Source organism: Erwinia persicina (assembly GCF_019844095.1).
Classification (GTDB): domain Bacteria; phylum Pseudomonadota; class Gammaproteobacteria; order Enterobacterales; family Enterobacteriaceae; genus Erwinia; species Erwinia persicina.
Map to the genome: position 1 here is coordinate 2,810,474 of NZ_CP082141.1, position 26,149 is coordinate 2,836,622.

33 protein-coding genes and 2 pseudogenes are annotated in these 26,149 nt (G+C 51.4%); 18 read left to right on the forward strand and 17 right to left on the reverse strand.

Translation table 11 applies throughout. The features are described 5' to 3' along the window. Window positions 1-14: 14 nt before the first annotated feature. Window positions 15-689, forward strand: coding sequence for an MBL fold metallo-hydrolase (locus tag K6L24_RS12735; protein WP_062743608.1), 675 nt, complete (start codon window positions 15-17; stop codon window positions 687-689). On the opposite strand, the gene K6L24_RS12740 is transcribed toward K6L24_RS12735, so the two are convergent. Continuing rightward, entirely contained in the window at window positions 690-1,427 is a 738-nt protein-coding gene (locus tag K6L24_RS12740) for a class I SAM-dependent methyltransferase (protein WP_222681531.1), read from the reverse strand. Window positions 1,428-1,629: 202 nt separating this feature from the next. Here K6L24_RS12740 and K6L24_RS12745 point away from each other — a divergent pair, with 202 nt between their 5' ends. Together K6L24_RS12745 and K6L24_RS12750 are read left to right on the forward strand one after the other, a co-directional pair. Then, window positions 1,630-1,875 carry a DinI-like family protein gene (locus tag K6L24_RS12745; protein WP_062743610.1) on the forward strand — a complete coding sequence of 82 codons (246 nt, stop codon included), beginning with the start codon at window positions 1,630-1,632 and terminating at the stop codon, window positions 1,873-1,875. Window positions 1,876-2,144: 269 nt separating this feature from the next. Further along, window positions 2,145-2,384 carry a hypothetical protein gene (locus K6L24_RS12750; RefSeq protein WP_062743611.1) on the forward strand — a complete coding sequence of 80 codons (240 nt, stop codon included), beginning with the start codon at window positions 2,145-2,147 and terminating at the stop codon, window positions 2,382-2,384. Between the two features lie 20 nt (window positions 2,385-2,404). On the opposite strand, the gene K6L24_RS12755 is transcribed toward K6L24_RS12750, so the two are convergent. The 3 genes from K6L24_RS12755 to K6L24_RS12765 all read right to left on the reverse strand — a co-directional run bounded on the left by K6L24_RS12755 (window position 2,405) and on the right by K6L24_RS12765 (window position 3,559). Beyond that, window positions 2,405-2,605, reverse strand: coding sequence for a hypothetical protein (locus tag K6L24_RS12755; protein WP_062743612.1), 201 nt, complete (start codon window positions 2,603-2,605; stop codon window positions 2,405-2,407). Between the two features lie 299 nt (window positions 2,606-2,904). Beyond that, window positions 2,905-3,192, reverse strand: a complete 288-nt coding sequence (locus K6L24_RS12760) for a phage holin family protein (RefSeq protein ID WP_062743613.1) — start codon at window positions 3,190-3,192, stop codon at window positions 2,905-2,907. Further along, entirely contained in the window at window positions 3,179-3,559 is a 381-nt protein-coding gene (locus tag K6L24_RS12765) for a putative holin (RefSeq protein WP_062743614.1), read from the reverse strand. Before K6L24_RS12765 ends, K6L24_RS12760 begins: the two co-directional genes overlap by 14 nt. 243 nt (window positions 3,560-3,802) lie before the next feature. Between K6L24_RS12765 and K6L24_RS12770 the strand changes: the two genes are divergently transcribed. Next, a complete protein-coding gene (locus K6L24_RS12770; RefSeq protein ID WP_157075995.1) occupies window positions 3,803-3,940 on the forward strand; it encodes a hypothetical protein in 138 nt (45 codons plus the stop codon). 22 nt (window positions 3,941-3,962) lie between these two features. Here K6L24_RS12770 and K6L24_RS12775 read toward each other — a convergent pair whose 3' ends face one another. Then, window positions 3,963-4,868 carry a LysR family transcriptional regulator gene (locus K6L24_RS12775; RefSeq protein WP_222682328.1) on the reverse strand — a complete coding sequence of 302 codons (906 nt, stop codon included), beginning with the start codon at window positions 4,866-4,868 and terminating at the stop codon, window positions 3,963-3,965. A 241-nt stretch (window positions 4,869-5,109) separates the two neighbouring features. Between K6L24_RS12775 and K6L24_RS12780 the strand changes: the two genes are divergently transcribed. Next, the gene (locus tag K6L24_RS12780) at window positions 5,110-6,123 is read left to right on the forward strand and encodes a zinc-dependent alcohol dehydrogenase family protein (RefSeq protein WP_222681532.1); all 1,014 of its coding nucleotides are present in this window, start codon (window positions 5,110-5,112) and stop codon (window positions 6,121-6,123) included. Between the two features lie 16 nt (window positions 6,124-6,139). Here K6L24_RS12780 and umuC read toward each other — a convergent pair whose 3' ends face one another. Together umuC and umuD are read right to left on the reverse strand one after the other, a co-directional pair. Further along, window positions 6,140-7,402: a translesion error-prone DNA polymerase V subunit UmuC gene (gene umuC, locus K6L24_RS12785; RefSeq protein WP_062743616.1), complete on the reverse strand. Its 1,263-nt coding sequence runs from the start codon at window positions 7,400-7,402 to the stop codon at window positions 6,140-6,142. Further along, window positions 7,402-7,824 carry a translesion error-prone DNA polymerase V autoproteolytic subunit gene (gene umuD, locus K6L24_RS12790; RefSeq protein WP_062743617.1) on the reverse strand — a complete coding sequence of 141 codons (423 nt, stop codon included), beginning with the start codon at window positions 7,822-7,824 and terminating at the stop codon, window positions 7,402-7,404. Before umuD ends, umuC begins: the two co-directional genes overlap by 1 nt. 520 nt (window positions 7,825-8,344) lie before the next feature. Here umuD and K6L24_RS12795 point away from each other — a divergent pair. The 4 genes and pseudogenes from K6L24_RS12795 (at window position 8,345) to K6L24_RS12810 (ending at window position 10,303) form a co-directional block, all read left to right on the forward strand. Next, window positions 8,345-8,731: a VOC family protein gene (locus K6L24_RS12795; protein ID WP_062743618.1), complete on the forward strand. Its 387-nt coding sequence runs from the start codon at window positions 8,345-8,347 to the stop codon at window positions 8,729-8,731. A gap of 190 nt (window positions 8,732-8,921) precedes the next feature. Beyond that, window positions 8,922-9,458 (forward strand): GNAT family N-acetyltransferase, encoded by a 537-nt coding sequence (locus tag K6L24_RS12800; RefSeq protein WP_137268494.1) that lies wholly within the window; start codon window positions 8,922-8,924, stop codon window positions 9,456-9,458. A gap of 136 nt (window positions 9,459-9,594) precedes the next feature. After that, window positions 9,595-9,858, forward strand: a pseudogene (locus tag K6L24_RS12805) (site-specific integrase); the annotation flags it as partial. 67 nt (window positions 9,859-9,925) lie between these two features. After that, entirely contained in the window at window positions 9,926-10,303 is a 378-nt protein-coding gene (locus K6L24_RS12810) for a RidA family protein (RefSeq protein WP_137268493.1), read from the forward strand. A gap of 278 nt (window positions 10,304-10,581) precedes the next feature. On the opposite strand, the gene K6L24_RS12815 is transcribed toward K6L24_RS12810, so the two are convergent. The 3 genes and pseudogenes from K6L24_RS12815 to K6L24_RS12820 form a co-directional block, all read right to left on the reverse strand. After that, window positions 10,582-10,956: a hypothetical protein gene (locus tag K6L24_RS12815; protein ID WP_191927123.1), complete on the reverse strand. Its 375-nt coding sequence runs from the start codon at window positions 10,954-10,956 to the stop codon at window positions 10,582-10,584. Window positions 10,957-11,149: 193 nt separating this feature from the next. After that, window positions 11,150-11,297 (reverse strand): annotated as a pseudogene (locus tag K6L24_RS22475) (replication initiation protein RepE); the annotation flags it as partial. Window positions 11,298-11,362: 65 nt separating this feature from the next. Beyond that, window positions 11,363-11,932, reverse strand: coding sequence for a TetR/AcrR family transcriptional regulator (locus tag K6L24_RS12820; RefSeq protein WP_222681533.1), 570 nt, complete (start codon window positions 11,930-11,932; stop codon window positions 11,363-11,365). A 367-nt stretch (window positions 11,933-12,299) separates the two neighbouring features. Between K6L24_RS12820 and K6L24_RS12825 the strand changes: the two genes are divergently transcribed. After that, window positions 12,300-13,394, forward strand: a complete 1,095-nt coding sequence (locus K6L24_RS12825; RefSeq protein WP_222681534.1) for a glycoside hydrolase family 113 protein — start codon at window positions 12,300-12,302, stop codon at window positions 13,392-13,394. Between the two features lie 170 nt (window positions 13,395-13,564). Here the strand turns inward: K6L24_RS12825 and K6L24_RS12830 are convergent, their stop codons facing one another. Then, window positions 13,565-14,161, reverse strand: a complete 597-nt coding sequence (locus tag K6L24_RS12830; protein ID WP_157075996.1) for a TetR/AcrR family transcriptional regulator — start codon at window positions 14,159-14,161, stop codon at window positions 13,565-13,567. A 117-nt stretch (window positions 14,162-14,278) separates the two neighbouring features. Here K6L24_RS12830 and K6L24_RS12835 point away from each other — a divergent pair, with 117 nt between their 5' ends. Further along, entirely contained in the window at window positions 14,279-15,034 is a 756-nt protein-coding gene (locus K6L24_RS12835; protein ID WP_118664285.1) for an SDR family oxidoreductase, read from the forward strand. 309 nt (window positions 15,035-15,343) lie between these two features. On the opposite strand, the gene K6L24_RS12840 is transcribed toward K6L24_RS12835, so the two are convergent. Continuing rightward, complete coding sequence (locus K6L24_RS12840) at window positions 15,344-15,622, reverse strand: hypothetical protein (protein WP_187509687.1); 279 nt, start codon at window positions 15,620-15,622, stop codon at window positions 15,344-15,346. A 598-nt stretch (window positions 15,623-16,220) separates the two neighbouring features. Between K6L24_RS12840 and K6L24_RS12845 the strand changes: the two genes are divergently transcribed. Beyond that, complete coding sequence (locus tag K6L24_RS12845; RefSeq protein WP_062743624.1) at window positions 16,221-16,958, forward strand: metallophosphoesterase; 738 nt, start codon at window positions 16,221-16,223, stop codon at window positions 16,956-16,958. A 176-nt stretch (window positions 16,959-17,134) separates the two neighbouring features. Here K6L24_RS12845 and K6L24_RS12850 read toward each other — a convergent pair whose 3' ends face one another. After that, a complete protein-coding gene (locus K6L24_RS12850; RefSeq protein ID WP_222681535.1) occupies window positions 17,135-17,794 on the reverse strand; it encodes a GntR family transcriptional regulator in 660 nt (219 codons plus the stop codon). A 169-nt stretch (window positions 17,795-17,963) separates the two neighbouring features. Here K6L24_RS12850 and K6L24_RS12855 point away from each other — a divergent pair, with 169 nt between their 5' ends. Continuing rightward, window positions 17,964-18,443, forward strand: coding sequence for an OsmC family protein (locus tag K6L24_RS12855; protein WP_033768219.1), 480 nt, complete (start codon window positions 17,964-17,966; stop codon window positions 18,441-18,443). Between the two features lie 202 nt (window positions 18,444-18,645). Further along, window positions 18,646-19,107, forward strand: a complete 462-nt coding sequence (locus K6L24_RS12860) for a SecDF P1 head subdomain-containing protein (protein ID WP_222681536.1) — start codon at window positions 18,646-18,648, stop codon at window positions 19,105-19,107. 154 nt (window positions 19,108-19,261) lie between these two features. Here the strand turns inward: K6L24_RS12860 and K6L24_RS12865 are convergent, their stop codons facing one another. Further along, window positions 19,262-19,849, reverse strand: coding sequence for a TetR/AcrR family transcriptional regulator (locus K6L24_RS12865; protein ID WP_118664288.1), 588 nt, complete (start codon window positions 19,847-19,849; stop codon window positions 19,262-19,264). Between the two features lie 134 nt (window positions 19,850-19,983). Here K6L24_RS12865 and K6L24_RS12870 point away from each other — a divergent pair, with 134 nt between their 5' ends. The 3 genes from K6L24_RS12870 to K6L24_RS12880 are packed head-to-tail and all read left to right on the forward strand — an operon-like array spanning window position 19,984 to window position 23,118. Beyond that, window positions 19,984-21,180 carry an MFS transporter gene (locus tag K6L24_RS12870; protein WP_062743628.1) on the forward strand — a complete coding sequence of 399 codons (1,197 nt, stop codon included), beginning with the start codon at window positions 19,984-19,986 and terminating at the stop codon, window positions 21,178-21,180. A gap of 27 nt (window positions 21,181-21,207) precedes the next feature. Next, the gene (locus tag K6L24_RS12875; protein ID WP_222682329.1) at window positions 21,208-22,386 is read left to right on the forward strand and encodes an MFS transporter; all 1,179 of its coding nucleotides are present in this window, start codon (window positions 21,208-21,210) and stop codon (window positions 22,384-22,386) included. A gap of 48 nt (window positions 22,387-22,434) precedes the next feature. Then, entirely contained in the window at window positions 22,435-23,118 is a 684-nt protein-coding gene (locus K6L24_RS12880; RefSeq protein WP_222681537.1) for a hypothetical protein, read from the forward strand. A 147-nt stretch (window positions 23,119-23,265) separates the two neighbouring features. On the opposite strand, the gene K6L24_RS12885 is transcribed toward K6L24_RS12880, so the two are convergent. The 3 genes from K6L24_RS12885 to K6L24_RS12895 all read right to left on the reverse strand — a co-directional run bounded on the left by K6L24_RS12885 (window position 23,266) and on the right by K6L24_RS12895 (window position 25,187). After that, window positions 23,266-24,099, reverse strand: coding sequence for a hypothetical protein (locus K6L24_RS12885; RefSeq protein ID WP_222681538.1), 834 nt, complete (start codon window positions 24,097-24,099; stop codon window positions 23,266-23,268). Window positions 24,100-24,202: 103 nt separating this feature from the next. Continuing rightward, entirely contained in the window at window positions 24,203-24,613 is a 411-nt protein-coding gene (locus tag K6L24_RS12890; RefSeq protein ID WP_222681539.1) for an ASCH domain-containing protein, read from the reverse strand. Window positions 24,614-24,758: 145 nt separating this feature from the next. Next, window positions 24,759-25,187 carry a GFA family protein gene (locus K6L24_RS12895; protein WP_072277412.1) on the reverse strand — a complete coding sequence of 143 codons (429 nt, stop codon included), beginning with the start codon at window positions 25,185-25,187 and terminating at the stop codon, window positions 24,759-24,761. A gap of 369 nt (window positions 25,188-25,556) precedes the next feature. Between K6L24_RS12895 and K6L24_RS12900 the strand changes: the two genes are divergently transcribed. Beyond that, complete coding sequence (locus K6L24_RS12900; protein WP_222681540.1) at window positions 25,557-26,108, forward strand: chorismate mutase; 552 nt, start codon at window positions 25,557-25,559, stop codon at window positions 26,106-26,108. Window positions 26,109-26,149 lie beyond the last annotated feature (41 nt).

Consider the following 26,149-nt stretch of genomic DNA (forward strand, 5'->3'; position numbering starts at 1 on the left):
GGAGCACAATAATAATGAAACAGTTGTATGAAGATCTCTGGGTATCCACCCCCGAGTTTCCCGCCAGTGAGGATGAACCGGTCCAGGTTATGCACGGTTTTTTATTGCAGCATTTACGCGGGAATTTACTGATTTCGCGGGTGAGCAGCGCGGAAGACCAGCAGGCGATTGCCGATCGCGGCGGCCTCATCCGTCATTATCTGACCCACTGTCATGAGGCCTGCCCTGCCACGCGAACATTACAACAGCGGTTTAATTCAGCGCTGTACTGCCATGCACGGGCGTTAGGCCAGGTCAGCCACTTCGCCGAAGCCGATGCCACCTTTCATACGGCTGAGGTTCACTGCGGCAGTTTTCATGTGGTTCCCACTCCCGGGCACACCCCCGGCAGCACCAGCTATCTTTATGCGTCACCCTATGGCAAGACCTACCTGTTTGTCGGTGACACTGTCACTTTACACCGGGGGCGCTGGGTGACGGTGCTGGTGGAGGAGAGTAATGAAAACGACCTGCGGCAGACACTGGAATTTTATCGGGCGTTACGCCCGGATGTGATACTGATGGGAACCACTCTCGGCCACCAGGCGTGGCAGGAGGTGGATGTGCGCCAGTGGCTGGCACTGCTGGATGAGGCAGAGAATAACGTGCTGGATCTGCGCCATTCCGCGCAGCATACCAGCATCCACTGATCAGGCTTTGGGCCGGGTGACCGCCATAATAAACAGCATTGGCCGCTCCTGTTCTTCTGCCAGCGCAGGTTGCTGCGCGATCTGCTGCGGCGTGGGGCCCCACTCGTTGAGCGAATCAATGGTAAACCCGGCGGCAACAAGGTGATTGATCCAGCTTCCCAGTGTGCGGTGCTGCTTGATAACCCCGTCGGCAAACCAGTTAGTCACCCGCTGCTCTTCGCGCTGATAGTCACTGAGCGGCCAGCATTTCTGCTGTTCTCCGCTACTCAGCCAGCCCGGGTTACGGGGAGCCGTGTAGATCGGATGTTCGGCGGTGAAAATGAACTGCCCGCCGGGTTTCAGGGAGGCAAATACCGTCTGCAACAGCGCCGGCAGCGCTTCCACGTAATGCAGCGCCAGGGCACTCCATGCCAGATCGTAGCGCTGCGGGGGCAGGGTTAATGTTTCCAGATCCGCACGCCGCCAGTCAATCGCCGGGTTATCCCCCAGCGAGACCGCTTTCGCCAGCATTTTTTCCGACACATCGATTGCCAGTACGGCGTCGGCCCCCTGCTGACAGGCATAGCGGCTAAACCAGCCATAACCACAGCCCAGGTCGACCACCTGACGCTGTTTTAACGGGGGCAGGATCGCCTGTACCGCAGGCCACTCCGGGGCGCCTTCCAGGCCCAGTGTTGAGCGATTCAGCGTGGCATAACCGGCGAAAAAATCCGGGTTATCATAAATATTTTGTGTCATTGCTGGTTTCCTTTGCGTCAATGCTTCCGGTACTGAAGCCGTTATTTTAGCCCCGCCAGAAAACCAAAAGAACCCTCTTTTCAGCCCGTTCCCCGTCCCGTCAGGCTGTTTGCTGCCTTTATTGACCTCAGATAAGAAATAATGTTGTACCTGGCCTGAGATACCTGTATTTTTATCCAGCAAAAATGCACAAGGAGAAAAAATGTTTGTTGAACTGATTTATGACAAGCGCAATGTAGCCGGTCTGGCCAATGCCGAGCAGCTTATCCTTAATGAACTGGAAAAACGCGTACAGAAAGTGTTTCCTGACGCCGTGGTCAAAGTGAAACCCATGCAGGCTAATGGTGTGAAGAGTGACGCCAGTAAGAGTGATAAGTCCACGCTGTTGCGCATCATCGAAGAGATGTTTGATGAAGCCGATCAGTGGATGGTATCCGAAGAATTCTGATGCAAATATCGCTGGATGGGTCAAAAAAATTGATGAAAGGGCAGGATGATGAGGATGGTTTACTGGCATTCGCTGGAAATCATCCTATCCTTTAACTCATCAATTTCCCTGGTGTTGGCCCGCACTCAAGCTCTTAGCGGGCTTTTTTTTGTCTGAAATCGCCTTTCCTGTTGTCAGCCACGACTCTACCTTGCCTCTGCGCCTAAAGTTTCCCCGTCAGCTGCCGAAAAATTAACCAGCACAATAATAAGGTAATCATCGGGACAACTATGGCCACTATCTATATACCTTCACTTATGGGATTACTCAGTGATGCTGAGCGGCAGAAAGGGACGAGACTGACACGAGAAGAGGTGGAAACGCTGCGCGATTCTGTTGTCTGTGTAACCATTCCCGATACGATTGCCAGCGCGCTCGATCGCTCACAAAATTTTAGTGATACCGACCCGGAACACTGCTGGGAGGAGTGGTCACGCTACCGTTATCAACGGGAAGCCGCGCAGCGGTAAGTCAGTCAGGTCAGCAGACTTTAACGGCGGGCGTTCGCTGCCAGCTCTTCAGTCAGCAGATCGTGGACTTTTGCGGCAAACGCCGAACTGTCATGCAGCATCTGAATGGCTTCTTCAAGGGTTTGTGGTGGCATCTGCCCCACAATACGCCAGCCCAGGGCAATATTTTTGGCTTCTTCAAGCCGTTCAAATGGGTGTTCGCCAGATACAGACTCAGACACGATCTTCTCCTGATTTAACTTTTGGATCTATTTTACGTAGCCTGATGACGTCATCACAACCCCACCTCAGGATTTAAATTATTATCATGTTGTCTTTCAATAAGTTAATTATAAAAAAAGCGTAAGATCAGGCCATTACAGAAGACGGGCAGTATAAAATACATCCAGTTATTTCCAGAAAACCGCCTGCGCGTCCGGAATGCCCCTGCTTTTTATGGTTCTACTGGTGCGGTAATGACCCGCTCTGCGGCGGGTTTATCTGTCTGCACGCGAAGACGCTGTTCTTTCCCCCTTTCCTTTCAGCGCCGTGGACGCAGCACCTCGAAAACCTGGGCGACATTGCCTTTTGCCCGCCAGACAGCGGCACAAAATATCATGTTAATCGTCACCGCAGCCCAGTGCGTATGGGCATAAACGTCAAACAAAAAGCGGAACGGTACAGAGGCATACGCCAGAATAATCAGGTAGGCCAGCCACGACGCCCAGCGCTGATGCCTGGCTCCTGCCTTATAGAAAAACATCAGCCGCAGCACAATGGCCGAACACACCACCACATTAATGATGACCATAGGATCACTTGTTACCATGATGCCCTCCTTTCCAGCGTGCAAGCCAGCTTGCCGGATCCTGCTGGCTGAAAAATGTCAGCGTTTTTATCGCCAGGGCTGACAGCAGCACCGCCCCCAGACCATCCAGTGGCTTATCGCTGTAACCCAGGAGCTGTGCCAGCTTCGCTCCCACCAGACCTGCCCCATAGATACCCACGATCCACGACACCAAAAAGTATGCAGCGCGACGAATAACCTGGATATCCGCCGCCGTCGCCACATAAAACACCGCACCCGCAAACGCGCCGAACATGACACCGTAATCGGTTGTACCGATAAACCCGACCAGACTGGATCCCGAGGTCACCGCGGCTCCCAGACTCACTGCTGTGAATGTTGCTACCATATAGCCCCCTTTGCTGCACCCTCTTACCGATTCAGGGATAAAAAAAACCCGGCCAAAGCCGGGCTGAAAAACGATTACCGCCGATATGCCAGTAACGCTGTTTTATCAAGTTAACTCAGGTTTTGCGTACGCGTGAGCCGGGCCACAAAAACAGCATCACAAGTTGTGATCGCGATCAAAACAACATTGCTGGCACTGGAACAGCATAAACCCGGTGCTATTAACGGATCGTTAAGGAACAGTATGAACGCCGCATTACTCTTTGCTCTGTTGCTGATGGGGGGGCCACTGGTGGCTTTTCTGGTGATTATCAGCCTTTGTTTGCCTGGCATTGTGCTGGCGCGATGGCATCAACGGGACGCCCGTATCCCTCTGCCCTGACGGTAGCGCCGGCCGGTGGAAATCAGACGCCCTGCTGGCTGGCAAATAGCGCGGAAAACCAGTCGATAAAGACCCTGACCTTAGGCGAAAGGTAGCGCCTGTCCGGGTATAAAATGGACACCGGTTTCGTCACGGCGGCGTATGGCGTCAGCACCTCTTGCAACCGGCCGGTAGCGATAGACGGTTCCAGAGCGGTGCGTAGCGCATGAAGCATTCCTAACCCCGCCAGACCACAGGAAAGCAGGACGTCTGAATTGTTGACCAGCATACTGCTGGCAGGACGTCGCGCCACCGTCTCGCCGTCGACGACAAAATTCCACGCCATCACTTCACGACTGTGTTCGCTGAAAAAGTTAACCGCCTTGTGGTGTATCAGGTCGTCTGGCGTCAGCGGCGTACCGTATTTTTCCAGATACGAGGGCGCGGCGCAGGTGGCCATCCGCACACGGCCTAACCGCCGGGAGATAAAGCTGGAATCATCCAGTTCGCCGAGGCGGATTGCGCAGTCAATCCCCTCAGCGACCAGATCTGCCTTGCGGTCAGAGGCGGTCAGCACCATCTCTATATCAGGGTAAAGGCTCTGAAAATCAGCCAGCGCAGGCACCAGAATGCCATGCGTCAGGGCAAGCGGCGCGTCGATACGTAAACGTCCCCGGGGCGGCTGCGTGGGGGAAAATGACGCCATGAGATCGCTGACCTCAAGCAGCAGCAGCCTGGCCCGCTGATAAAACGCCTCCCCCTCTGCCGTCAGGCTCAGGCTGCGCGTGGTGCGGTGCAGCAGCTTAACGCCCAGATCCGCCTCAATCTGCTGGATCGCCCGGGTGACCGCAGGGCGGTGAAGTTGCAGTGCATCCGCAGCTTTGGTAAAGCTGCGCAATTCGACGACCTGAACAAACACCTTCATTGAATCAAGCATAGTGGGATGCATCATACCTCTTCACCTTCCTGATGAACCGACATCGCGCGACGCCTTTCACACATTATACCCGGGATCGCGTGCCCCGCTGGTGAGCATTGTTTCACTAACAGTAACACTGAAGTATCCGGGCGCCTCTTTTTCCCGCCCCCTGCCGTGACTATCCTGACCGGCAATGGGTGGCTCAGGAGTCTGACCGGGGCTGAATGTTTCAGCCCCCTCCCGACACCGATGATTAAGAGGAAGCACAACGATGAAAGCATGGTTACTGAAAGATTTTGGCCTTAACAACCTCAAGCTGGAAGACGTTCCTGTTCCGACGCCAGGTCCGGGTGAACTGCTGGTGAAGGTAGGTGCAGTGTCACTGAATTTTCGTGATAAAGCCATTGTGGAGGGATTCTACGAGCCTCACCGGGTACCCGCCTCCCTCATCCCCGTCTCTGACGCCGCCGGTACGGTCGTGTCAACCGGAGAAGGTGTTACCCGCTTCGGCATCGGCGATCGCGTGAATTCCCATCTCTACTCACGCTGGCTTGACGGCGAACCCGCCGCGGATGAGCCCGACTGGTGTACAGGAATGCCTCTGCCCGGCGGCCTCGCTGAATACATGATTATTCATGAAGACAGCGCGGTACAGGCCCCGGAGAATATGACGGATGAGGAAGCCTCAACGCTGCCGATCGCCGCACTGACCGCCTGGTATTCGCTGATGGAGGCGGGAAATCTGCAGCCGGGTCAGACCGTGCTGGTCCAGGGGACGGGCGGCGTATCGGTGTTTGCCGCGCAAATCGCCCATGCTTACGGCGCACGGGTGATCGCCACCTCCAGCAACGATGAAAATCTTGCCCGCATTAAAGCGCTGGGCGCTGATGAAGGCATCAACTATAAAACCCATCCCGACTGGGAAAAGAAAGTCCTTGAACTGACCGGCGGTAAAGGGGCTGACATCACGGTTGAAGTGGCTGGCGGTAACGGGATCAACCAGTCCGTTCAGGCAACAAAAGTGGCCGGCACGGTGGCCCAGGTGGGTTTCCTGACGGGCCAGACCGCAGAGCTGGATCTGATGTCAGTGATTTTCCGTCAGACCACCCTGCGGGGCATTGCCGTGGCGCCGCGCGCCGCATTTGACCGCATGAATCCGTTCCTGAACCAGCACAATATCGTGCCGGTGATTGAAAAGGTGTACCCCTTCAGCGAGGCGATTGAAGCATTTGAACATCTGTCGCGCGGCGCATTCGGTAAAATCGTGATCAAAATTGCTGATTAGCGCCAGATAAGAGCGCTCATTTCGCCACCGGCAGATCGGCGTAGCGGGTTGTATAAGCGGGCGATAGCATCTCCCGCTTCATCGCCCAGGCTTTTTCAATGCCCTGTCCGGCAAACCACACTTTGCCTTTTCCTGACTGATTCAGTCTGTCAATGACCCCCATCAGCACTTCGCTGTTGAGGGGCGACGGGGAGGCGTCAAACAGGTTCATCTGCGCCACCCCCTGCGAGAAAAAGTCCCCCAGCATCACCCCGGCTTTCATATAACGATGCCCCTCAACCCAAATCCGGTCGAGTGCCTCCGTTGCCACGCGAAGGATATCCCGCGTGTCGTTCGAGGGCGTCAGCAGCGTGCCAGAGGCCTGATTACCATAGAACACTTCGCCTTCCGCATGGGGGCTGGTACGCAGAAAAACGCTGATAAACCGACAGTACTGGCCATCTTCCCGCAGCTTTGCGGCCGCGCGTTCGGCATAGGCGCACACGGCCTGCCGCATCTCGTCGTATTCCGTGATGCGTGAGCCAAACGATCGTGAACACATGATTTGCTGCCTGGCGGGCGCCAGATCCTCCAGCGTCAGGCACGGCTCACCGCGCAGTTCACGCACGGTTCGCTCCAGTACCACATTGAAATGTTTGCGAATGGTGCTGGTACTTTGCTCCGACAAATCTTTCGCCGTGATGATGCCCATCGCATTCAGCCTCTTACTGATGCGCCGCCCCACGCCCCACACATCTTCGACCGCGACTAACCCCATCAGCTTCCGCTGGCGCTCAACATCCGACAGATCCAGCACCCCGCCGGTCTTCGTCCATTTTTTGGCTGCGTGGTTGGCCAGTTTGGCTAAGGTCTTGGTAGGCGCAATGCCCACCCCCACCGTCAGATGCGTATCCCGCTTCACCCGCTCCCGTATTTCCCGGCCGAACTCGTCAAGGATCCGACACTGGCGGACGCCCGTCAGGTCCATAAAGGCCTCATCGATGGAGTAAATTTCGATAGCGGGAGCCATCTGCTCAAGGGTAGTCATCACCCGGTGGCTCATGTCGGCATACAGCGCATAGTTAGAGCTGAAGACGTGGATATTATGCTGTTTTATCTGGTCTTTAAGCTTGAAATAGGGAGCGCCCATCGGGATGTTTAACTTTTTGACTTCGGCACTGCGCGCAATAATACAGCCGTCGTTATTACTCAGTACAACTACCGCTTTGCCACGCAGATCGGGCCGGAATACGGTTTCGCAGCTGGCGTAGAACGAATTGACATCCACCAGGGCAAACATTAGCGGTGTATCGTCTTAATGACGTGCTTCACCACGCCAAAGATCTCAAACTGATCGGGGTCAGCAATGGGAATAACGGAATACGCCGGGTTCATCGGCCTGAGGGAAAGAGAGGGTGTGGTGATCAGCTGCTTGACGGTGAACTCGCCCGATAAGGCAGCGACAATGATGTCCCCGTGCACGGCATTCAGTGCGCTGTCAACGACCAGCATATCGCCATCGTTTATCCCCGCGCCAATCATTGAGTCCCCGCTGACCCGGATAAAATAGGTTGAACTTGGGTGAGCAATAAGCAGATGGTTCAGATCCAGACGCTGCTCAACATAATCCTGGGCCGGAGACGGAAATCCGCACGGCACGCGCTCAATAAACAGGGGTAACGCGACAATCGCGTGAATATCGGCAGGCTTAAAAAACATCATGACTGTCTTCTCATTATTTACTGTGTTTATATACAGTATTATTGATCGACCAGCGCAATCAAGTTGATTCATGGGAATTTTGGTAAAGCCGTTGGTGGAAAAGAAGATTTAGTTGGCAGCTGCGACATGCTATGAGGTCAACGTGAGTAAGTTATGCCGCCGAAAACCTCCGGGCATACAGGGTATAAGGATATGGCTGCCGTAAACAGCGCAGCCGTAAGGCTGAAAACTACGGGCTGACAGTCTAATGTCGTTACGCGTTGTCGTTATTTGTCGCCTATGCCTCATGTCGCGGTGAAGTGAGTCGTCGCTTACAGAAGCTGTTCGCGACGACGCTAATGAGTCTGCTTTTCGCTCACAGCAGACGGCTTGTCCCGTTAGTCTGTCTGCCTGGTGCCGAAAGCGGACGTTAACAAGGCGTGTTATAGCGTGAGCTCTCAGGGGAAAATTAAAAACATGATAGCGTGTAAACTCAAGCCGGACTCCAACGTTTATGCAGTCTTTTCGCAAGGATCCCCACATGTTTACTCATATGCGTATTGCCAGACCCGTCACTAATCTTGAGAGATCTTTTCTTATGTACAGTCAGGGGCTGGGTTTGCACAAAATTGCTGAATTCAACGATCATCACGGTTTCAATGGCGTTATGTTAGGGCGGGAAGATTTAGACTGGCATATAGAATTCACTTTTTGCCATCACCATTCTGTTCACCCTTTGCATACTGAGGAGGATTTACTCGTTCTTTATTACCCGGATAAAGATGAATGGATACATGCTTGCGAAAGAGTGAAAAATGCCGGTTTCAGAATGGCAAAGTCATTTAACCCATACTGGGATGTGAACGGAAGGACATTTGTTGATTCCGACAGATACAGGGTGGTTCTGCAAAACAAGGGATGGGCATAAGCTCAAGAAATATAAGTTGCCACCTTCTTGCTGCAAGCTAAACATCTGCTTCTTGCTCACAGCAGACGACTTGTCCCACTCCGCCAGGTGCCAGAAGCGGACGTTGCTCCCGTTATATGCATTTTTGGAAACAGAGCTGTGCAAGGTGGTCAATATTAGCCAAACTCTGGCACTAAGATAAGGAAAAATAATGATGACACAGCAAGCACCTCAACTTGAAACAGAACGCCTGATTTTAAAGCAATTTACACTTGATGATTTCCCGGCACTCAGAGAGTGCTGGGCGACGCCTGAAATGGCGAAGATTAATGGCGGAGAAAATCCAACGCCAGAAATGGTCTGGACCCGCTTATTACGTTATATCGGGCACTGGCAGGCGTTAGGGTATGGCTACTGGGCAGTGTTTGAAAAAACGACAGGCCGTTATGCTGGTGCGTTTGGATTTCAGGATGCGCATCGTGATATCACGCCTGAGTTGCAATACCCTGAAGCTGGATGGACATTGATTCCAGAAGTTCGTGGCAACGGTTATGCGTCTGAAGCACTGGCCGCAGTTTTACTATGGGCCGACAGGACATTCTCCTCTCCGGTGTGCTGTATTATTGATGAAGAAAACAAACGTTCAAATTATTTAGCTGAACGCTTTGGTTTCCAGTTTCAAAATCATGTTAACTATCGTGGTAAGCAGGTACGCATGCTTGTACGCGAGCAACCAGCCAGACCATAAACCCCCATTTCAACCTGTTCATTTGATCAGACCGCCTTTGAAAAACTCCGTCGCCTGCCAAAAGTAACTGATTGATTTTAAAAAATAAGAATAAAGAGGCTTCATATCATCACTGCACATCTTGCCAGCATCGCTAACCCGACAATACAATCGCATTTTTCATGGATGGGCAGCAAAGCCTGGCCCCGAAGATTCGCTGTGCAGCACACCTTCCATAAGAAGAACAAAACCTCACCTGCTTTACAAGAAAACCAAGCATCACCGGCTGCTCCAGCTTCTGTTGGGCCATAAGAAACTGGAGAGCACAGTCCGTTATCCGGGCATTGCAGTCTACGATTTTTTGGGCTGTAACAGCAGCCCTGCGCCAGAAGCGGACATGGCATACTTTACACTATGCTAATCAGGGTTGAGCATTCACAGTAGAATGGTATGGTTGTGGCCTGTTCCTTTTCAAAAAGGCCATCGGCATGAGTCATCTGGTAAGAAAAAATTACAGTGCGTTAGGTGAAGTAAAAGCGCCGTACGTCCATTCAGTAAAGCATGGCAACACGCTCTATATTTCCGGCCTGACTGCGTTTGGCACAACGGCACAGCATGAAGGTATTGTTGAGCAGGCTGAAGAAATATTCAGCCAAATCAGGAAAATTGCCAGCGCAGAAGAGACAGATTTTTCAGCACTAATCAAAGTAACTATATTCATCACCTCTTTTGAGGAGATAGACGGGCTACGCAACGTGCTGTACCGAAATTACGGTGATCACCTGCCCGCCAGCTCGCTTGTAGAAGTCAGCCGCCTCTTTTCACCTGACCTCTCGATAGAAATTGAGGCTATATTCGGCCTTTGATTGATTGCTCATCGCCGGATAATGATAACTGTTCGGATCGAACGCCATTTTATCAAACCTTCTCTAAGACATAATGTCCGCTCTTCGCTCTAAGCGGACATTCCGGCAGGACGGGGGGCAGCTGTATGCAGGTTATAAGCCCGTCACCGGCGCTCCGGAAGCGACAGCAGGGGGTTATTCGTCCTGCTCTGCCAAATCCTCCTCACGCTCTCATCCGTTAAGCCCACAGATCCGTTTTCTGTAAGATCCGGAGGCCACCCGCTACCATGTGGTTATGCTCAGTCCTCTTCAACAACTGCTTTGATCAATGCATCAAGGGATGAAAAAACCTTTGCATCTTCAATGAAAGGATTTCCCGAGTCCTGTAGGTAAAATCGAGGCTCTGCCGTACGCTCCATTAATACTAAGCGACCGCCAGAGTCGTCACCAATCAGCAGGTGATCAGGAAACGACGCCGATATATCGTAGGCCTGTTGGCGTTCAACGATGGAGTCCGTGGAATGAATAATCACAAGGTCTTCGATCATCGCGCCGTCGCACTGCGCCCAGAATCGGATTATCCATGCGTCCGGTTTTATATCGCACTTCTGCATAGCCATAGCGATGTCTTCAGCACTTGCAGGCGGATTTTTGTAGTTGTAAAGCTGGCTCATTGGAGTACACCCGTTAAGTTGAATGAAAAGCCCGGGGCGGCAACGAATACAAGTGGGCAGCCTGTTTCAGGGCAAAAACAATCTGTTCTTCGGTGAATCGTGACTTTTTCACCGGCACCACCTCCGTTCAGGGGAGTATTTATCATGCCGGGATTCTGTTTCTGAATGGAGCAGGATGTTGGATCAGGGTCAGACTGGTGATCTCCCTGGTTTCGCCCAGGCGGAACTGGGTAAAGCGGTTCTGCATGCCGACAAAGTAAGGGACAAGATACGGATTAAAATGGACGCTGTAGACGCCCCGTGCGGGACTGTGTGCGCTGGATGAACCACGGAAAGGATTCATTTATTGTTAATAGCTCAGCTTCAGTTAATCAGATTTGCTTGTTGGGATTAGGCAGGCTTTCTATCAGGAAGAGACCAGAAGTACAGGCTTCATTTTTCCCATCAAATCAATGAAGACGTCCTCAGATACTTTTGCCGCCTCGCTTTCCTGAACAGACTGGAGACAGGTAAAACCGGACCTGATCAAAGCGCTTACGACCATCCGGCTCAGGGATTTGGCATGATGCAGCATATAGTATTCCGTGGCATCAGATACCATACATTCAAATATTTCCAACTGGCGTGAGAACAGTGCGGGTGTAGCCCGTATAAACGCCTGGACTTCTTCTTCGTGGTGACTGGTGAAGAGCAATGTGCACTGAACTATTGAATTTTTCATTGCTTCCCAGATGTCCTCGACGGTCAGTCTTTGAAAGAAAGCATCCAGGAAAACCACTTTGAAATTATGCGTTGTCTCCATAAGAACGTCTTCTTTGGTAGGAAAATACCTGAAGTAATTTCGTGTGGACATTCCAAGCGCAGCAGAAATAGCTCTTACCGTAGTTTTCTCATACCCGTTTTCACGGAACATTTCATAAGCAGTCTGCGCGATTTGTTCCCGGAGTGCCTTTCTCGCTGTGGCTCGTGAGTTCATTTTTATACTCTGAAATTGGTTTTGATAAACCTGTCACTTGGTGACATAATTGTCACAGAGTGACACTCACCCGTCAAATGTAACAGTCATTGGTTTCTATCGTTCAGTCTGTTTAAGACCAGCTGTACTAAAGCATTTCTGCTGACTCCCTACAACAATTGCTGCAAAAAAATAAAAGTCGTTCTGTCCTGCAGTAAGTCAGTAAAACATGGTGCTGTTGCCAGTAAAACCTCCTCATGTCTGGTGAAAGCAGTAGAGAATGAAGATTAGGCCACAGCTATGTAACTTCCCTTTAACTTTTATATGTGAGCAAATCATGCAAGTGAGTAGAAGACAACTTCTCCATATCTTTACAGGTGCCGCTGCCATGACAATTTTGGGGACCGGCATCTCGTCAGCAAAAAGCAAAGCGGGCAATCAAATGAAATATAAAGGTGTTGTTTATGATGTTGGTCTTAGGTTTGTGGAAGGCAATCCCCCCTCTGTCGAACCATTTAACGCTGAGCTTGCCAGATATGATATGCAGACAATTGCAAACGATTTATACGCGAACTCTGTGCGTGTCGAGGGAGAGGAAATTGAACGCCTGGTAACAACTTCCCGTCTGGCGCACGAGGCCGGGCTAACAGTTTTTTTTAATCCATGGAAAATGAATGTTTCTGTCGATGAGCTACCTGAATATTTTCATCAGGCTGCCAGGGCCGCCGAATCACTCAGGAAGGAAGGTATCGAAATTATATTCGTTTGCGGATGTGAAATTTCCTTATTCAACAGCGGCATATTCCCCGGTAACTCGGTAAATGAGCGCATATCGTGGATGATCTCTCAGGCTCAGAAAACAAACTCTTCTGATCCTGAAGCCCTGTTTTCAGACGAGTTTAAAAAACTAAACAAGCTTCTGAAGGAAATCTCTGGAAAAGTACGTAGTGAATTTGGCGGCCTGATAACGTATGCATCCGGTAGCTGGGAGTCTGTTGACTGGTCTTGCTTTGAAATCACAGGTGTAGACTATTACCGTAACGGTGAAACAGCTGAGAAATATGTAGAAGGCATTAAACGTTACCGGACCGAAAAACCTTTCGTTGTGATGGAAGTTGGCAGCTGTACATATGAAGGCGCTGCTGAAAAAGGAGGTGCCGGCTTCATGGTTCTTGAGGGGCAAAATCCTGACGGTAGCGGAAAGTTTGCCGGTGGCGTGACTCCGGTTCGCAGCGAACAGGAACAGGCGGATTATGTCGGTGAGCAACTTAATCTTTTGTATAATGCCGGAGTAGAGGGCGTTTTTATCTTTATCTTTTCTTTCCCAGCATATCGTCTCGGTGAAGGAGATAAAGACCTTGATATGGTAAGTTACTCTCTTGTAAAAACTTTCCCGGATAGCGATCCTCGTTCAACACAACTGCCCCCCTGGGCTCCTAAGAAAGCTTTCAATCGTGTAGCCAGTTTTTTTAAAACTCACTAACTGTATGTATCCTTACTGTTTCTTCAGGAAGATATGTATTGCGACAGCAAAAAAAGAAGTCGTCTGGTTTATATTGTCGTGAGCAGGACTTACTGTTCTGTTTCATCAGGCACATCATTGCTGTTACCTTCAAAGGCATTAAAACCTGACAACGCAGATGCGATGCCTGTTCATACGGTACGTTGTGGCGCACCGGCGCGCAGCCCCGCCATAACAATGTTTATGAGCCAGGTAAGCCGGGGCCGCCAGTCGTCATTAAAATCAAGCTGCCATACCCCGGCAATTGCCAGGAAAAAATCGTCCGTGGTTACGCCTGCGTGGGTGGTTCCCGCTTTCTTATTTGCATCAAGCAGCGTCTGTGCAGCATTAATCACTGGAGCATAACCCGTATTCCCCGAACAGTTCCCGCCAACAGCTAGCGATACCCCCCGAATAGCATCAGCCAGGCCGGCTTTGGTCATAGCATACTCAGCAAGACGGATTATCCATTCACGCAATGCCTGCTCGGGCGTACGCGTTTTGAGCAGAAACTCTGCATACTGAGTGACCTGCAGCATTTCATAGCGGTAAACCTCCATCACCAGTACCTCCCTTGACGGGAAGTGTCGATAAAACGTTGCCTGTCCGACGCCAGCCCTTTTCGCGATCGTCGATAGCGGGACGTCAGCTGAAACAGTCAGTTCCTGGAGCGCAACAGTCAGAATACGTTCGCGATTCTGCTGTGCATCAGCGCGTGCCGGACGCTCCATTTTTTCTTTAGGTGCCACAACTCCCCCCATTCGGATGATTAAAACCTTGCTATACGGACAGTTGTCCGGTAATTTTTGTGAATCGGACAGTTGTCCGTTTATTATTCTACTCTTTTTATCTACTCGGAGAAACACATGAAAACTTCAGGTAATACGATCCTCATCACGGGTGCCACATCGGGTATTGGGCTGGGCCTCGCGGTGCGTTTCCATGAAGCTGGCAATAAAGTCATTGTGGCAGGTCGCCGTAAGGCATTACTTGATAAAATGACAGCCGACTATTCGGGTATGGAAGCAATCGAACTCGATGTTGCTGACGCCGAATCCATTATCCGGGCAAGCAAAATTGCAGCAGAGCGTTACCCTGAACTGAACGTTGTCATCAATAACGCAGGCATCATGTTGAGCGAAAATGTACTGGATCCGGACTCAGTGGACATTGCACAGCAGACCGTTGATATTAACCTGTTGGGCACCATCCGTATGACATATGCGTTCTTACCCCAACTGGTTAAAAATAACGACAGCTTCATCATTAATGTCAGCTCTTCTCTTGCGTTTGTTCCGTTTCCGATAGCCATGACCTATAGTGCCACAAAGTCTGCCGTACATGCGTTCACGGCGGGCTTGCGGGTACAACTTAGCGACACTCCCGTACGCGTTATTGAGTTGGCTCCTCCGGGGGTACGCACTACATTGTTCGGACAGGAAAATGACGAACATGCCATGCCCCTGGATGAATTCCTTGATGAAGCGCTAGGTCTCTTGTATGCCGATCCCACGCCTCATGAAATTATCGTTGAAAATGCCAAATATTTACGCACTGCTGAAGCGACAGGTAACTACGAAAGCGCACTTGAAATGCTTTCTTCATGGAAGGCTCCGGATTGATAATGCCGGGCAGAGCATACTCTGTGTCGTAAAAGCTGAGCGAAATGCTTGATCAGCGTTGGAAAAGCGGTTTCCTGTTATTGTCAGCAATATCCTGGGGGGAAGTGTTGAATCTGCTTTAGCGATAGTAGCGAACCATCGCTATTAGGAATAAGGAAGGGACGAGAAAGCAATATATATCAGGCTGTAAGCGGCTACGTCGAGCTTACGGCGCAGTCAGATACTTTACCCTGCTCTGACATCATCTGGCCCCTGAATGCCCCTTTAGCCATATTCAGGGGCTGCTCGCCTGCCTGGTTTACTTCAGGCCTACAGGGGAGCAACGGCCAGGGCCTTATCCAGAGCTGCTATTGCAGCGGTGATTTCACCGGCGATGGCTGTCGTATCAAACAGCGTGATCCCCCCTACGCCATTAACGGGTACAGCGATGGCCGGCATCCCGAACACGCTGAGGGTTTTCCCGTCAGAGGATAAAGCATTCCCGCCACTGCCATTCTGACCACCGTTGTTTCCATTGCCACCGACAGGCTGGCCATAATTGCCCCCTCCGGGAGCACTCACGTTTATGGTTTCTTCACTGTCACTCATAAAAGCATCCTCGTAAAAATGGGTGATAAGCTCACTTACACAATTTTCACTGGCTTTATAAACAGTAGTGAAAGCCTGAAGTCATTTTTAACAAGGGGCAATTCAGAGGAGCACCACACAACAAGGCATGATAACTGAGTGGAGATTACGGTCTGGATCAGACCGTTGTTATGTTCACCGCGATTAAATACATTGGAGCGAGCTATCTGATGTTTCTGGGTGGGAAAATGTTGTTAGGAACATTCATAAGCAAAAAAGGGGTCAGTTGGGAGATCGGAAATTATTGTACGTTAAGGTGGTTTTTTGTACCTCTGAGCTGTAGTAGAGCTTGACCACTTTGACAGGCAGCTTTGAGCGAGGAGCGGACCTTACGCATCCCTGCTAACATTGGCTCTGAACAGTCGGAATTGAACTTAGCGATTCATTGTGAATTCCCGACCGCCTTTTCAGCCAATCTGATTCACCGTAACTTTTGAATTACTGATCCTCATTAGTCTTTCCACTGTTGTCATAGTGGTGAAAAACATGAAATTGGAAACCGGGTTCATGGCCATGAATCACGGCCTTGTTCCCCACACAGTAATCGTATGAGGTCTTTATGCTGATAGCGCAGATTTCAGACATTCACGCCTCACCCGAAAATGATCATCTGTTTCGGTTTGACCAGGTACTAAATTGGCTTACGCATCTGAAACCGGATGTACTGATACTTACCGGTGATATTACGGATGGGCATTGGCAGGAAGGTTATAAACAGATAGCCGACCGCCTGAATCAGCAAAATTATCCTTCGTTGATCCTGGCAGGTAACTCTGACGACCGCAGTATGATGCGTTCTGTTTGGGGTGAGAATAGGTGGGCGCACGATGCCCAAGGAGAGGCTCTGCACTTTGTCCATGACACTGGAGGCATTCGCCTGATTGGTCTGGATTCGACGATTGATTATAAGGATTACGGCAGTGTGGCTGACCATCTGGAATGGTTGGATAATCAACTTAGCGACGCAGACAGCCCTCCGTCATTGCTGTTTCTGCACCATCACGTGTTTGCATCTGGCATACCAACGCTAGATGAAACGATGTGCAGAGGTCTACCTGAGATGGAAGATTTGATTAGATGCGCCCCGGGCAGATTACTCGCCATTTCTACAGGCCATGTCCACAGACCAATAGCTGGTAAGTTTGCGGGCATACCTGCCTACATTTGTGGCTCCGTCTGCCCGGCTAATCCTGTCTGGTTTGGAACAGTAAATGTTCCTCCTGCGAATGACCCGCCAGCATTGGTGATTCACCGCTATGTCAGTAACTCTCTTACCAGTCACAACGTTTGCGTTTAACTGGCATTCAGAAAACGTATCGGTCTACTAAAGAACGACCTGATCCCCAGTGATTAACGCATAATGTTGCAAGAGAACAATATCCGCTGTTGGCACACAGTGGACATCGCCCTGCTTGCCAGTCTGCTTCGTGCCAGAAGCGGACGTTACAGCGGTAAAATTACGCTAATTTAGCATCAGTATGTCGCAGGTATTTCACGGCCAGGAATATAAGATTGCAGAGTCAGCCCTGCTGAAAGGATGTGTTTGACGGTATATTCGCGCGCACCGGCTGGGTCGCTCTGCTGACAGGCGCTTAAAATATGCTCATGTTCTACCTGAAATTTAAGGGTATCCGACACTAAACGAAGTTGAAAAACCTCATATCTTTCAATTTGTTGTTGTAACTCATTTATCATCTTCAGCAGACGCTGATTTTTACACTTTCGGTACAGTAATTCATGAAACTCCCGATTATATAAACCTTGCTGTACGGGGTCCGATGTACGCCCCAGAAATTTATGGACAAGCTCTGCTCGTTTAATCGTTTCAGAGTCGATGTACTGCATACTTTGAAAAATAGCCTCACCTTCCATCAAAGCCCGGAGCTGGTAAATTTCATCCACATCGGTGACAGAAAGTGTTTTTACTACCGCTCCACGGTTTCTGTAAACCTCAACTAAACCTTCCCGCTGAAGCTGCTGTATAGCCTCCCTCAACGGAATACGGCTGACAGAAAACCGGCTGGCAAGGTCCCTTTCAACCAGCCGATCTCCATCCTGCAATGAACCGTTGTTAATTAAACGTCTAAGCTCCTGGGCAAGCATGTCAGCGGTTGATAGAGAAACTATGCTCATTGAGTCTACTTTTTATAAAATAAATGGTATACCATTATTCCATAAACTCAGCTTTTATGACAACCTTGTAGGCAGATGCCCGTATCGTTCATTACGAATCAAGAAAAGTGGCCGATGCTTCGCAATTTTGAATGTATGGCTTCATCATTTAGAGAGGTTCGGCAAATTAATGGAACATGTTTATACGTCACATATCTCGTGGACAGGGAATTTGGGCACGGGCACATCGGGCTATAAGTCATATGCGCGGACATGGGATATCGCCATAACCGGAAAGGAAACCATTCATTGCTCAAATGACCCACTGCTGGGCGGCGACCCTGGTAAAATGAACCCTGAAGATCTCCTGATATCCTCTCTTTCTGCCTGTCATATGCTGTGGTATCTGCATCTCGCCTCAGATGCTGGCATCACTGTGCTGGATTATGAAGACTCACCGGTAGCCACAGGTGAGGTTTTAAAAGGGGGGGCAGGTCGCTTTATTTCAGCCATACTCAGGCCAAAAATTACGGTTCAGGCCGGTATAAATCTCGATGCTGCAACGGCTATTCACCATGAAATTCATAAAGTCTGTTTTATTGCAAGATCAGTTAATTTTCCTGTTTTTTATGAACCTGAATTTATCATCAGTCATTTACCTTCCAGTTGAACACGATTCCTTAGTGATGCTTATGCCTGCTCAATAAAAGGGAATCAGCAACACTGAGAGGCGTGTAGCTGAATCAACGTGATTAGCGAGGCAAAGACTAATAGTTTTTGTGCCAGCCTGATGTCCGCTCTTCGCGCTAAGCGGACATCCCGCAGGTGTATACCTGCCTTGTGCCAGGAACTGATGCTGCTGAAATTGCGATATGCTAATTTATGAGAAGCCGATTGGCTTCCTTTTATTAGGGTTGATTAAGAATTCTTTCAAAAACAAGGGGATGATGATGTATATCAAAGCTGGGGCGTTGTTAATCGTAGCACTCATTCCATTGACATCGGTTGCAGCAAAAGGCGATTTTGATTTTTCGATCTCAGGGGAAAAGACGTCCTTCGACTTTGGATGTGTAGAGTCCATTGAATATGTTGAGGCAGATGAAGTGGACAATGAGAATATCATCATGCGATTCACCGATGAATGTGGGAAGAAATTATCGACCATGACCCGGCAGAACATCGGAAAGCAGATGACCATTGCCTATGACGGTAACAAACTTACCTCCGCTATTATTGCCTCGCGCCTGAGCACGAGTTTCAGAATCTCCGCAAAAGGAATACCCAGGGTGCTGTTGATGAAAATATTTAATGATTATGGAACAGTTATTCAGTGACTGGGACAGAGTGGAAAATAGTCTGGAACAGACTCATCGTCTAAAGAGCCCCAGGAAATTTAACGTCCACTCTGCGATCAACGCGGGTCAACACGCCTTGATGATCGCTTGTCACCAGTCGCGGCCCCCCTCCCCGCACATGTCAGCCTGATTGTCAGCCAGTCCGTCGCAATCCGCGAAGTAGCAGGTTCAGCGCGGTAATGCCCTGTGTCAGCTTCGTATTGCTCTCATCACCGTCAGCAATCCAGAATGCCGCTTCTGCCAGACTCCCGTAAATCAGAGAGGCCAATCCCTCTGGGTCGACATCTTCCACCACACCTTGCTGAACCAGATCGTGAATCAGGCCCCGCATGGACGCCAGGCAATGACGCTGTGATTCAGGGGAAGCCCCCCCCAGCACCGCTTTGGCATCACGCAGCACAATACGCTGAAATTCAGGCTCCAGCGCCATCTCGAGGTAAGCCCGGCAGCGGTTGCAAAACCCCTCCCACGCATCGTCTGCATCACTGGAAATCGTCTGCAGGCGTTGGTCCATCTCGTCATCGATCTGTTCCACAACGGCCGCCAGCAAGCCTTTTTTGTCACCAAAATGATGATAAAGCGCACCACGGGTCAGTCCGGCCTGCGCCGTCAGGTCATCCATTGAGGTATCAGCGTAGCCATATTCACGAAAAACCTTACGGGCAGTGGCTAACAATGTGGCTCTTGTCTCTTCCATTTCAGCGCGGGTCCGGCGAACCATACTTTGCTCCTTACATACGACATGAATGATTATTTACAAACACTCCGTATGAATATACGATTGGATTCATACGCGTTGTATGTATTGTCGCTTTGTCACCGCATTGTGGCAAGCAAATGCTACCGGAGAAGATGATGGCTAATCTGTATCGAGACCTTTTTACTGCGCCTGGCGCGGCACATTTTGCTATGGCGGGTCTGCTCGCACGCATCCCGTTGCCGATGACAGGCATCGGAATTATTACTCTGTTTTCGCAACAGTACGGAGGCTATGCGCTGGCGGGAGCCCTTGCCGCCACCTTTGTTCTGACCTACGCCCTGCTTTCACCGCAGATTTCCCGCTATGTGGATCGTTATGGGCAGCACCGCGTTTTGCCTGCAGCTACGGCGATCAGTGTTGCTGGCTTTGTCATCCTTATCGCCTGTTCCTGGTGGCGTGCTGCCAGCTGGGTCCCGTTTACCGGCGCATTACTGGCGGGGTTTATGCCCAGTATGTCGGCCATGGTACGGGCACGCTGGACGCTGCTATACCGGGGCCAGCCGCGTTTGCAGACAGCCTATTCGCTTGAAACAGTGCTGGATGAACTGACGTTTATTGTTGGCCCGCCCCTCTCGATTGGCCTTTCCCTCACGCTGTTTCCCCAGTCGGGTCTGCTGCTCGCCGCACTTTTGCTGTTTTCAGGGGTGTTTGCCCTGGTGCTACAGCGCGGAACGGAACCCCCGGTAATGACCGTCTCCTGCGGCAAAATGGCCCCGGGTTCGGTCATCAGGATGACCAGCGTACGGCGGCTGGCGCTGCTGATGGTGGCGATGGGCGTCATTGTCGGCACGGTGGATATCGTGAGTGTCGCCTGGGCTGTAGAACGGGGGCACCCGGCGGCGGCCAGCCTGGTGTTATCCGCCTATGCCGTGGGTTCGTGTTTATCCGGATTGATCTATGGCTCGCTCAAACTGAAGACCCCACTCCACCGGCTGTTGTGGCTGGGCGGGCTGGCAACGGCCACGACCACGGTCCCACTGATACTGGTCACCCATCTTACCGCGCTGACGGCAGCCGTGCTGGTGGCAGGCCTCTTTTTCGCCCCGACCATGATCGTGGCCATGTCACTTATTGAACGCCAGGTTGCTGAAAGCCAGCTCACAGAGGGCATGACCTGGCTGCTGGCCGGGCTGAATGTAGGCGTTGCGCTGGGCGCGGCCCTCGCCGGTCAGGTTGTCGACAGCGGGGGAGCCCGGGCGGGGTTCTGCGTCGCCTTAGGTGCCGGCACCGTGGTGCTGCTTATGGCCTTTTTAAGCTATTTAACCCTGCACAAACAGGATTATCGCGCCTGATTGCGTGCGCTTTTTAGGATCTGAATGATGAATACATGTTCTGCCATGCAATGCGTTCGCAACCCCTGGACAGCGGTTATCGCCGTTGGTCTGGCGACGTTCTCTGTGGTGACAACAGAAATGCTCCCGGTGGGTTTGTTGACCGCCATCGCCGGTACGCTCAACATGACCACAGGAAGCGCAGGTCTGATGATCTCCCTGCCCGCCTTGCTGGCCGCTTTATTTGCGCCATTCGTCGTCATTGCATCGGGTGGAACAGATCGCCGGTGGATACTGTGTGGCCTGCTGGCGTTGCTGGTTGTGGCAAACCTTGCCTCCGCGCTGGCGCCTAATCTGATGGTGATGCTCGTCGCCCGCATCCTGCTCGGCTTCTGCATGGGTGGGATATGGGCCATCGCGGGGGGGCTTGCTTCGCGTCTGGTTCCGGAGAAGGCTATTGGCCTGGCAACCGCCATCATCTTCGGTGGTGTTGCTGCTGCATCGGTATTGGGCGTCCCCCTGGGGGCGTTTATTGGCGATGTTATGGGCTGGCGCTGGGCATTCGGCATCATGACCCTTTTCAGCGCACTGGTGCTGGCACTCCACCTTGCGGTGATTCCGTCATTGCCCGTTACGGGTTCGGCTAACCTTAGCCAGTTCATTGCTCTGCTTGGCAACCGCAAAATACAAGCGGGCGTGTTCCTGACCTTACTACTCGTAACAAGCCATTTCGTCGCCTTTACCTTTGTGCGCCCGCTCCTGATCTCAGTATCAGAATTTGATACGCAGGGGATAGGTGCCATCCTGTTTGCCTACGGTATCGCTGGCGTTGCAGGTAACTTTCTGGCGGGTATCACCGCAACACGCTATACGATATTCACCCTGATAGTGATGGCGGCAGGGCTGGTGTTAACGCCGTTACTGTTCATTACCGCCGGGCAATCGGTCACGGGAGGAAGTGGTGTGGTCATCTTCTGGGGGCTGGCTTACGGTGGGCTTTCGGTCGGACTGATGACCTGGATGATGAAAGCCGCCCCCCGCGCCGTGGAGATTGCCGCTGCGCTGTATGTCGGGGTATTCAATGCCGGGATTGCGCTGGGAGCCTGGATCGGGGGGCTGATCGTCGATAGGTTGGCCCTGACAGATACACTCTGGCTGGCCTGTGGGCTGGCGGCGGCCGCGTTACTTCTGGCCGTGGCTGCTGGCCTGAATCGGGGAAATACGTAATAAGGTCAGCTCCTGCCATGGCGGAGGAGAAATAATTAGAGGTTTGTCATGACATTAATACGTCTGCAAGACATGTATCGTTCTGCAAACGAGAACACCATCGCAACGTGGACGAAAAATGCCGGGATCGGAGAAATCAGAGAAGAAAACGACTACGATCCGGTAAAACTGGCCCTTGCAGCAGGCATACGGCCGCCTTTGTCCTTGTCTGTCTCACGTCTTATGGATGAATTGAAACGACTGACAAAGGAGGATCCGCTTGCCGATATTCTGCCAACACACGGTTTCCATTTCACCTTCTTACCCCTGACGCTGCCGCTGTATAACGTTAACGAGCGATTGCCCGCGAAGGTGGATCAATTAACACATATCTGGACTGAATTTCATGCGAAAAAAATTGTTATCAGGGATCTCCGACTAGTTGCGTTACCCAGGCAGTTGTTGCTTGCGGGCATTCCAGAGCATCCTGCCACAACCATGCGCCAGTCATTCTGCGAAAGGATTCTGGATTCTCAGTGGAAAAATGAGGTGCTGATGCGTCATACCGGCAGCCCATTACCGGCCCCCTTCTGGCACAGCACTCTTCTACGTTACGGTGCTGCTTATTTACCCGCAACGGTACGTCACTTTTTTATTGAACGTCAGGCTATTAATTTTGGCGATGTTGCCGGGGAATTGACCTTAGCAAGGGTCAACTACAACTGGACAAAATGTTATCCATTAAACGATTAACTGAGCGAGGTGATGACATGTCTAAGGATGCTCATGTATTCCACTGCCAGCACTGGCGTAAACGCCATTAAAGCCGAATGAACTCAGGCCCTTTTCCACTCAATCTGCCCGTCAACGCCTGACTCCGTTAACGCGGCAGAGCCTGAATCAGCAACGCAACCAGTCGCCAAAGTGAAGGCGAACAGCGTCCCTGTCATAGCGATCTTCCCCACGCCATGCAGCGGCCGCCGCTGACCAGTCGCTCTTGCCGTGAACCGGGCGGTCGAATGATGCAGGCCTGAGCACGTCCAGACTGCCCAGGATATTGATGATGGTACGTCGCTCGTTCTTTGACGATTTAACGGCGGCCGCCAGTCGCTTTTCGAGCGTACCGGCATGATCGCCCGGCTGGCTTGATGCGATCGTCGAGAGGATGCGCTCAAGGATCATGATGTCCTCATCCGTCGGGTCGGGAATGTCAGCACCGTCCAGTGCGTGCAGATCAAACCACGTATAGATCAGTTGGCCGTGACGGACACCGCCCCACTTCAGTCGTTCGAAATTGAGGATGTTGAGGTCCTCATTCGTATACCGTTCATCACCCATCGTCAGCCCGGGGACGACATCCCGGCACACGGAGCAGGTATGGCTCGTGTTGCATATGGCACCGTCCGGGCTAAAACTTTGCCCGCTGACCACCGGCGTGTATTGATGTGGGCTCATTTGACGGGCGAGATGGTATGAGGCGACACCTGACCGCCAGTCGAGTCTTTTTGTGGACAGGCTGGACAGAAAGGCGTGCGACGCTTTGATGGGCGGCATCCGTTTCGCTATGGCCAGGATTGTCTGCAGACAGTCGTCGTGGGTCACGTTGACCGGATCGAACATCACGCCCCGGGCCCTGGCATACACAAAGTCTTCGGGATCGGTCTTATATTCAGAGAGCCAGCCGCTGCTGCCCCAATACGTTTTGAAGAGAATGTTCCTGGCTTTCTTATCCATAATGGCTTCCAAAAAGTGTGTCGTCGGGCCTGCACCAGAGCAAAGGGGGCATTCTCACCTCAGAGACAATGGCGGGACACCTGTTTTTTTAAGTGGGTCAGGTTCACAGAACCTCAACCACCTCAAATTCTTCTGTGATCAGCTCCATATCATCAGCAAAATAACCTTCCCGGGTAAAAAATCGCTGATGCTCTTTCCGCCAGTGTTCGAGGCTTAAATCGCCCTCGCCCTCTTTTCGGGCAAACGCCTCGGTAACATCACAAAAACGCACCAGTCGCATCGAAACCAATCGGATAACGCATACCGGTACATTCTGACCATTCAGGATAATGTTATAACTCCCCATTTTCGGGGCAGGTTCTTCCTGCTGATAAGAGGCAAAAGATCCACATGAGGCCGTTTTAATCCCTTTTATAATAAGGGTGGCGAGTTCATCAGCCAGTTCAGGGCTGTCACCCATTTGCCAGCTATTCGCGCCGGGATATTTCGCCTTTAATTCATCAATCCTGTCCATTAAGAGCCCTTTATCATTGAAAAAATTTGCTGATCATCGAATATTTCCGGGCATTTATAGTGATGCTCTTTTGGTAATCCCAGCCCGCTCCCGGCCACAGTGGGAAGTCGCTCTCAAAACACCGCCGTATGCAAAAAGCGGACGTTTAGGCAGTGAGTTTCAGGCACGTTAAAAGGGATGCCAGCGACGCAACAGGTCCAGCGTGGACACGGTGTGAGCGGGTTTCATCCCAGGGCCTTGCATCATCAGTGCAGAAGTCTCCTGCACATTCCATTTCAAGACGTTCGTCAATTAAACCAACAGGGATCCAGACATAAGGTACGTCTCGCAGAGTATTAGGCACCGTTGAGCCGCATACATTGCAAAAGTCTGTACGGTAGCCTGTTGGCTTAGACCATGAAGCGATACAGTTTTCTCCTTTAATCCAGCGAAACTCACTGTCTTTAACGAGTGTGGCGAGATTGTAACCTACCCCACTCTGCTTTCTGCATAGCGAGCAATGACAACGATAAAACATTACAGGTTTTTGAGTGAGTTCAAATTCCACTGTTCCACACAAACACGATCCCTTCATTTCAACACCTTTCCTGCGCGGCATGAGATATTTTATGAAACATTATCATCTTTTTAGTACTGAATAAGAGCGCTTGTTTTGGTCATTCAAAATCAGCCCTCACTCGGGTTGGATGTCCCCTTCTCGCGGGTAGCGGACGTGCATCGTTGACAACGTCTGGGTAATGAAAGCAGTGGCGGTGACCTCCCTGCCAGGGATCAAGGAAACAGCGCCTGGCGCCGGGGCTTTCTTATAAAAGCGATGCAATCCGGTTAACTTTCAGTCAATTCTGATGATAACCAGGACAACCGGCAATGAAACTGTCACCAACCGGTACTATTCATCGTGTAAGCTGAACGCTCTGAATTCGTCACCGATAAAGAGACATCTATGCCCTATATCCTTCTGTTAATCACATCGTTAATGATGGCTGGCTCTGTATTCGCCGCCTCCTCAACCGCCAGTGCCATGTCTTCGCTGACGGCGGCGATGAATCAGCGCATGCTGGATATGAAAGAGGTGGCGAGCTACAAAGCCACCCACCACCTGCCCGTTGAAGACCGGGTCAGGGAAGAAAAGGTTCTGTCGCTTGCTCAAAAACAGGCGGAGGAGGCCCAACTGGATCCGGCCTCGGTGATGCCTTTTATTCAGGCGCAAATGGATGTCGCCAAAGCCATTCAGTATCGTTATTTCGCAGACTGGTTATCTCAGCCGGGCTCTGCCACCCCGTCCCGAAGCCTGGAGGAGGTCAGAACGTCGATCTCCGTTCAGGATAAACGCATACTGGAGGCGATCGCGCAGCGTCTGCTGGCCGGGGGATTTAGCGGTGAAGATCGGGCCGTAATTGCCACGTTACTGCATGCCCCGCACCTGACCGATGCTGATAAAGCGCGGCTGACTGACGCACTTGTCTTGATTCGACGCAGCAGTAAAGCCGCCTGACAGAGAGCAGGCGTGGCCGGCAAGCGCGTCCCACGGGCCGC

What these genes read in the sequence shown, in the direction of transcription:
- K6L24_RS12820 (WP_222681533.1), bottom strand. Translation starts at nt 11,932, where the DNA reads ATGAACTCACGAGCCACAGCGAGAAAGGCACTCCGGGAACAAATCGCG.
- K6L24_RS12885 (WP_222681538.1), bottom strand. Translation starts at nt 24,099, where the DNA reads ATGGATAAGAAAGCCAGGAACATTCTCTTCAAAACGTATTGGGGCAGC.
- K6L24_RS12855 (WP_033768219.1), top strand. Translation starts at nt 17,964, where the DNA reads ATGGAACATGTTTATACGTCACATATCTCGTGGACAGGGAATTTGGGC.
- K6L24_RS12850 (WP_222681535.1), bottom strand. Translation starts at nt 17,794, where the DNA reads ATGAGCATAGTTTCTCTATCAACCGCTGACATGCTTGCCCAGGAGCTT.
- K6L24_RS12870 (WP_062743628.1), top strand. Translation starts at nt 19,984, where the DNA reads ATGGCTAATCTGTATCGAGACCTTTTTACTGCGCCTGGCGCGGCACAT.
- K6L24_RS12840 (WP_187509687.1), bottom strand. Translation starts at nt 15,622, where the DNA reads ATGAGTGACAGTGAAGAAACCATAAACGTGAGTGCTCCCGGAGGGGGC.
- K6L24_RS12780 (WP_222681532.1), top strand. Translation starts at nt 5,110, where the DNA reads ATGAAAGCATGGTTACTGAAAGATTTTGGCCTTAACAACCTCAAGCTG.
- K6L24_RS12860 (WP_222681536.1), top strand. Translation starts at nt 18,646, where the DNA reads ATGCTAATTTATGAGAAGCCGATTGGCTTCCTTTTATTAGGGTTGATT.
- K6L24_RS12825 (WP_222681534.1), top strand. Translation starts at nt 12,300, where the DNA reads ATGACAATTTTGGGGACCGGCATCTCGTCAGCAAAAAGCAAAGCGGGC.
- K6L24_RS12765 (WP_062743614.1), bottom strand. Translation starts at nt 3,559, where the DNA reads ATGGTAGCAACATTCACAGCAGTGAGTCTGGGAGCCGCGGTGACCTCG.
- K6L24_RS12890 (WP_222681539.1), bottom strand. Translation starts at nt 24,613, where the DNA reads ATGGACAGGATTGATGAATTAAAGGCGAAATATCCCGGCGCGAATAGC.
- K6L24_RS12770 (WP_157075995.1), top strand. Translation starts at nt 3,803, where the DNA reads ATGAACGCCGCATTACTCTTTGCTCTGTTGCTGATGGGGGGGCCACTG.
- K6L24_RS12795 (WP_062743618.1), top strand. Translation starts at nt 8,345, where the DNA reads ATGTTTACTCATATGCGTATTGCCAGACCCGTCACTAATCTTGAGAGA.
- K6L24_RS12735 (WP_062743608.1), top strand. Translation starts at nt 15, where the DNA reads ATGAAACAGTTGTATGAAGATCTCTGGGTATCCACCCCCGAGTTTCCC.
- K6L24_RS12880 (WP_222681537.1), top strand. Translation starts at nt 22,435, where the DNA reads ATGACATTAATACGTCTGCAAGACATGTATCGTTCTGCAAACGAGAAC.
- K6L24_RS12745 (WP_062743610.1), top strand. Translation starts at nt 1,630, where the DNA reads ATGTTTGTTGAACTGATTTATGACAAGCGCAATGTAGCCGGTCTGGCC.
- K6L24_RS12815 (WP_191927123.1), bottom strand. Translation starts at nt 10,956, where the DNA reads ATGAGCCAGCTTTACAACTACAAAAATCCGCCTGCAAGTGCTGAAGAC.
- umuD (WP_062743617.1), bottom strand. Translation starts at nt 7,824, where the DNA reads ATGATGTTTTTTAAGCCTGCCGATATTCACGCGATTGTCGCGTTACCC.
- K6L24_RS12900 (WP_222681540.1), top strand. Translation starts at nt 25,557, where the DNA reads ATGCCCTATATCCTTCTGTTAATCACATCGTTAATGATGGCTGGCTCT.
- K6L24_RS12865 (WP_118664288.1), bottom strand. Translation starts at nt 19,849, where the DNA reads ATGGTTCGCCGGACCCGCGCTGAAATGGAAGAGACAAGAGCCACATTG.
- K6L24_RS12800 (WP_137268494.1), top strand. Translation starts at nt 8,922, where the DNA reads ATGATGACACAGCAAGCACCTCAACTTGAAACAGAACGCCTGATTTTA.
- K6L24_RS12775 (WP_222682328.1), bottom strand. Translation starts at nt 4,868, where the DNA reads ATGCATCCCACTATGCTTGATTCAATGAAGGTGTTTGTTCAGGTCGTC.
- K6L24_RS12740 (WP_222681531.1), bottom strand. Translation starts at nt 1,427, where the DNA reads ATGACACAAAATATTTATGATAACCCGGATTTTTTCGCCGGTTATGCC.
- K6L24_RS12810 (WP_137268493.1), top strand. Translation starts at nt 9,926, where the DNA reads ATGAGTCATCTGGTAAGAAAAAATTACAGTGCGTTAGGTGAAGTAAAA.
- K6L24_RS12835 (WP_118664285.1), top strand. Translation starts at nt 14,279, where the DNA reads ATGAAAACTTCAGGTAATACGATCCTCATCACGGGTGCCACATCGGGT.
- K6L24_RS12760 (WP_062743613.1), bottom strand. Translation starts at nt 3,192, where the DNA reads ATGGTAACAAGTGATCCTATGGTCATCATTAATGTGGTGGTGTGTTCG.
- K6L24_RS12750 (WP_062743611.1), top strand. Translation starts at nt 2,145, where the DNA reads ATGGCCACTATCTATATACCTTCACTTATGGGATTACTCAGTGATGCT.
- K6L24_RS12895 (WP_072277412.1), bottom strand. Translation starts at nt 25,187, where the DNA reads ATGAAGGGATCGTGTTTGTGTGGAACAGTGGAATTTGAACTCACTCAA.
- K6L24_RS12875 (WP_222682329.1), top strand. Translation starts at nt 21,208, where the DNA reads ATGAATACATGTTCTGCCATGCAATGCGTTCGCAACCCCTGGACAGCG.
- umuC (WP_062743616.1), bottom strand. Translation starts at nt 7,402, where the DNA reads ATGTTTGCCCTGGTGGATGTCAATTCGTTCTACGCCAGCTGCGAAACC.
- K6L24_RS12845 (WP_062743624.1), top strand. Translation starts at nt 16,221, where the DNA reads ATGCTGATAGCGCAGATTTCAGACATTCACGCCTCACCCGAAAATGAT.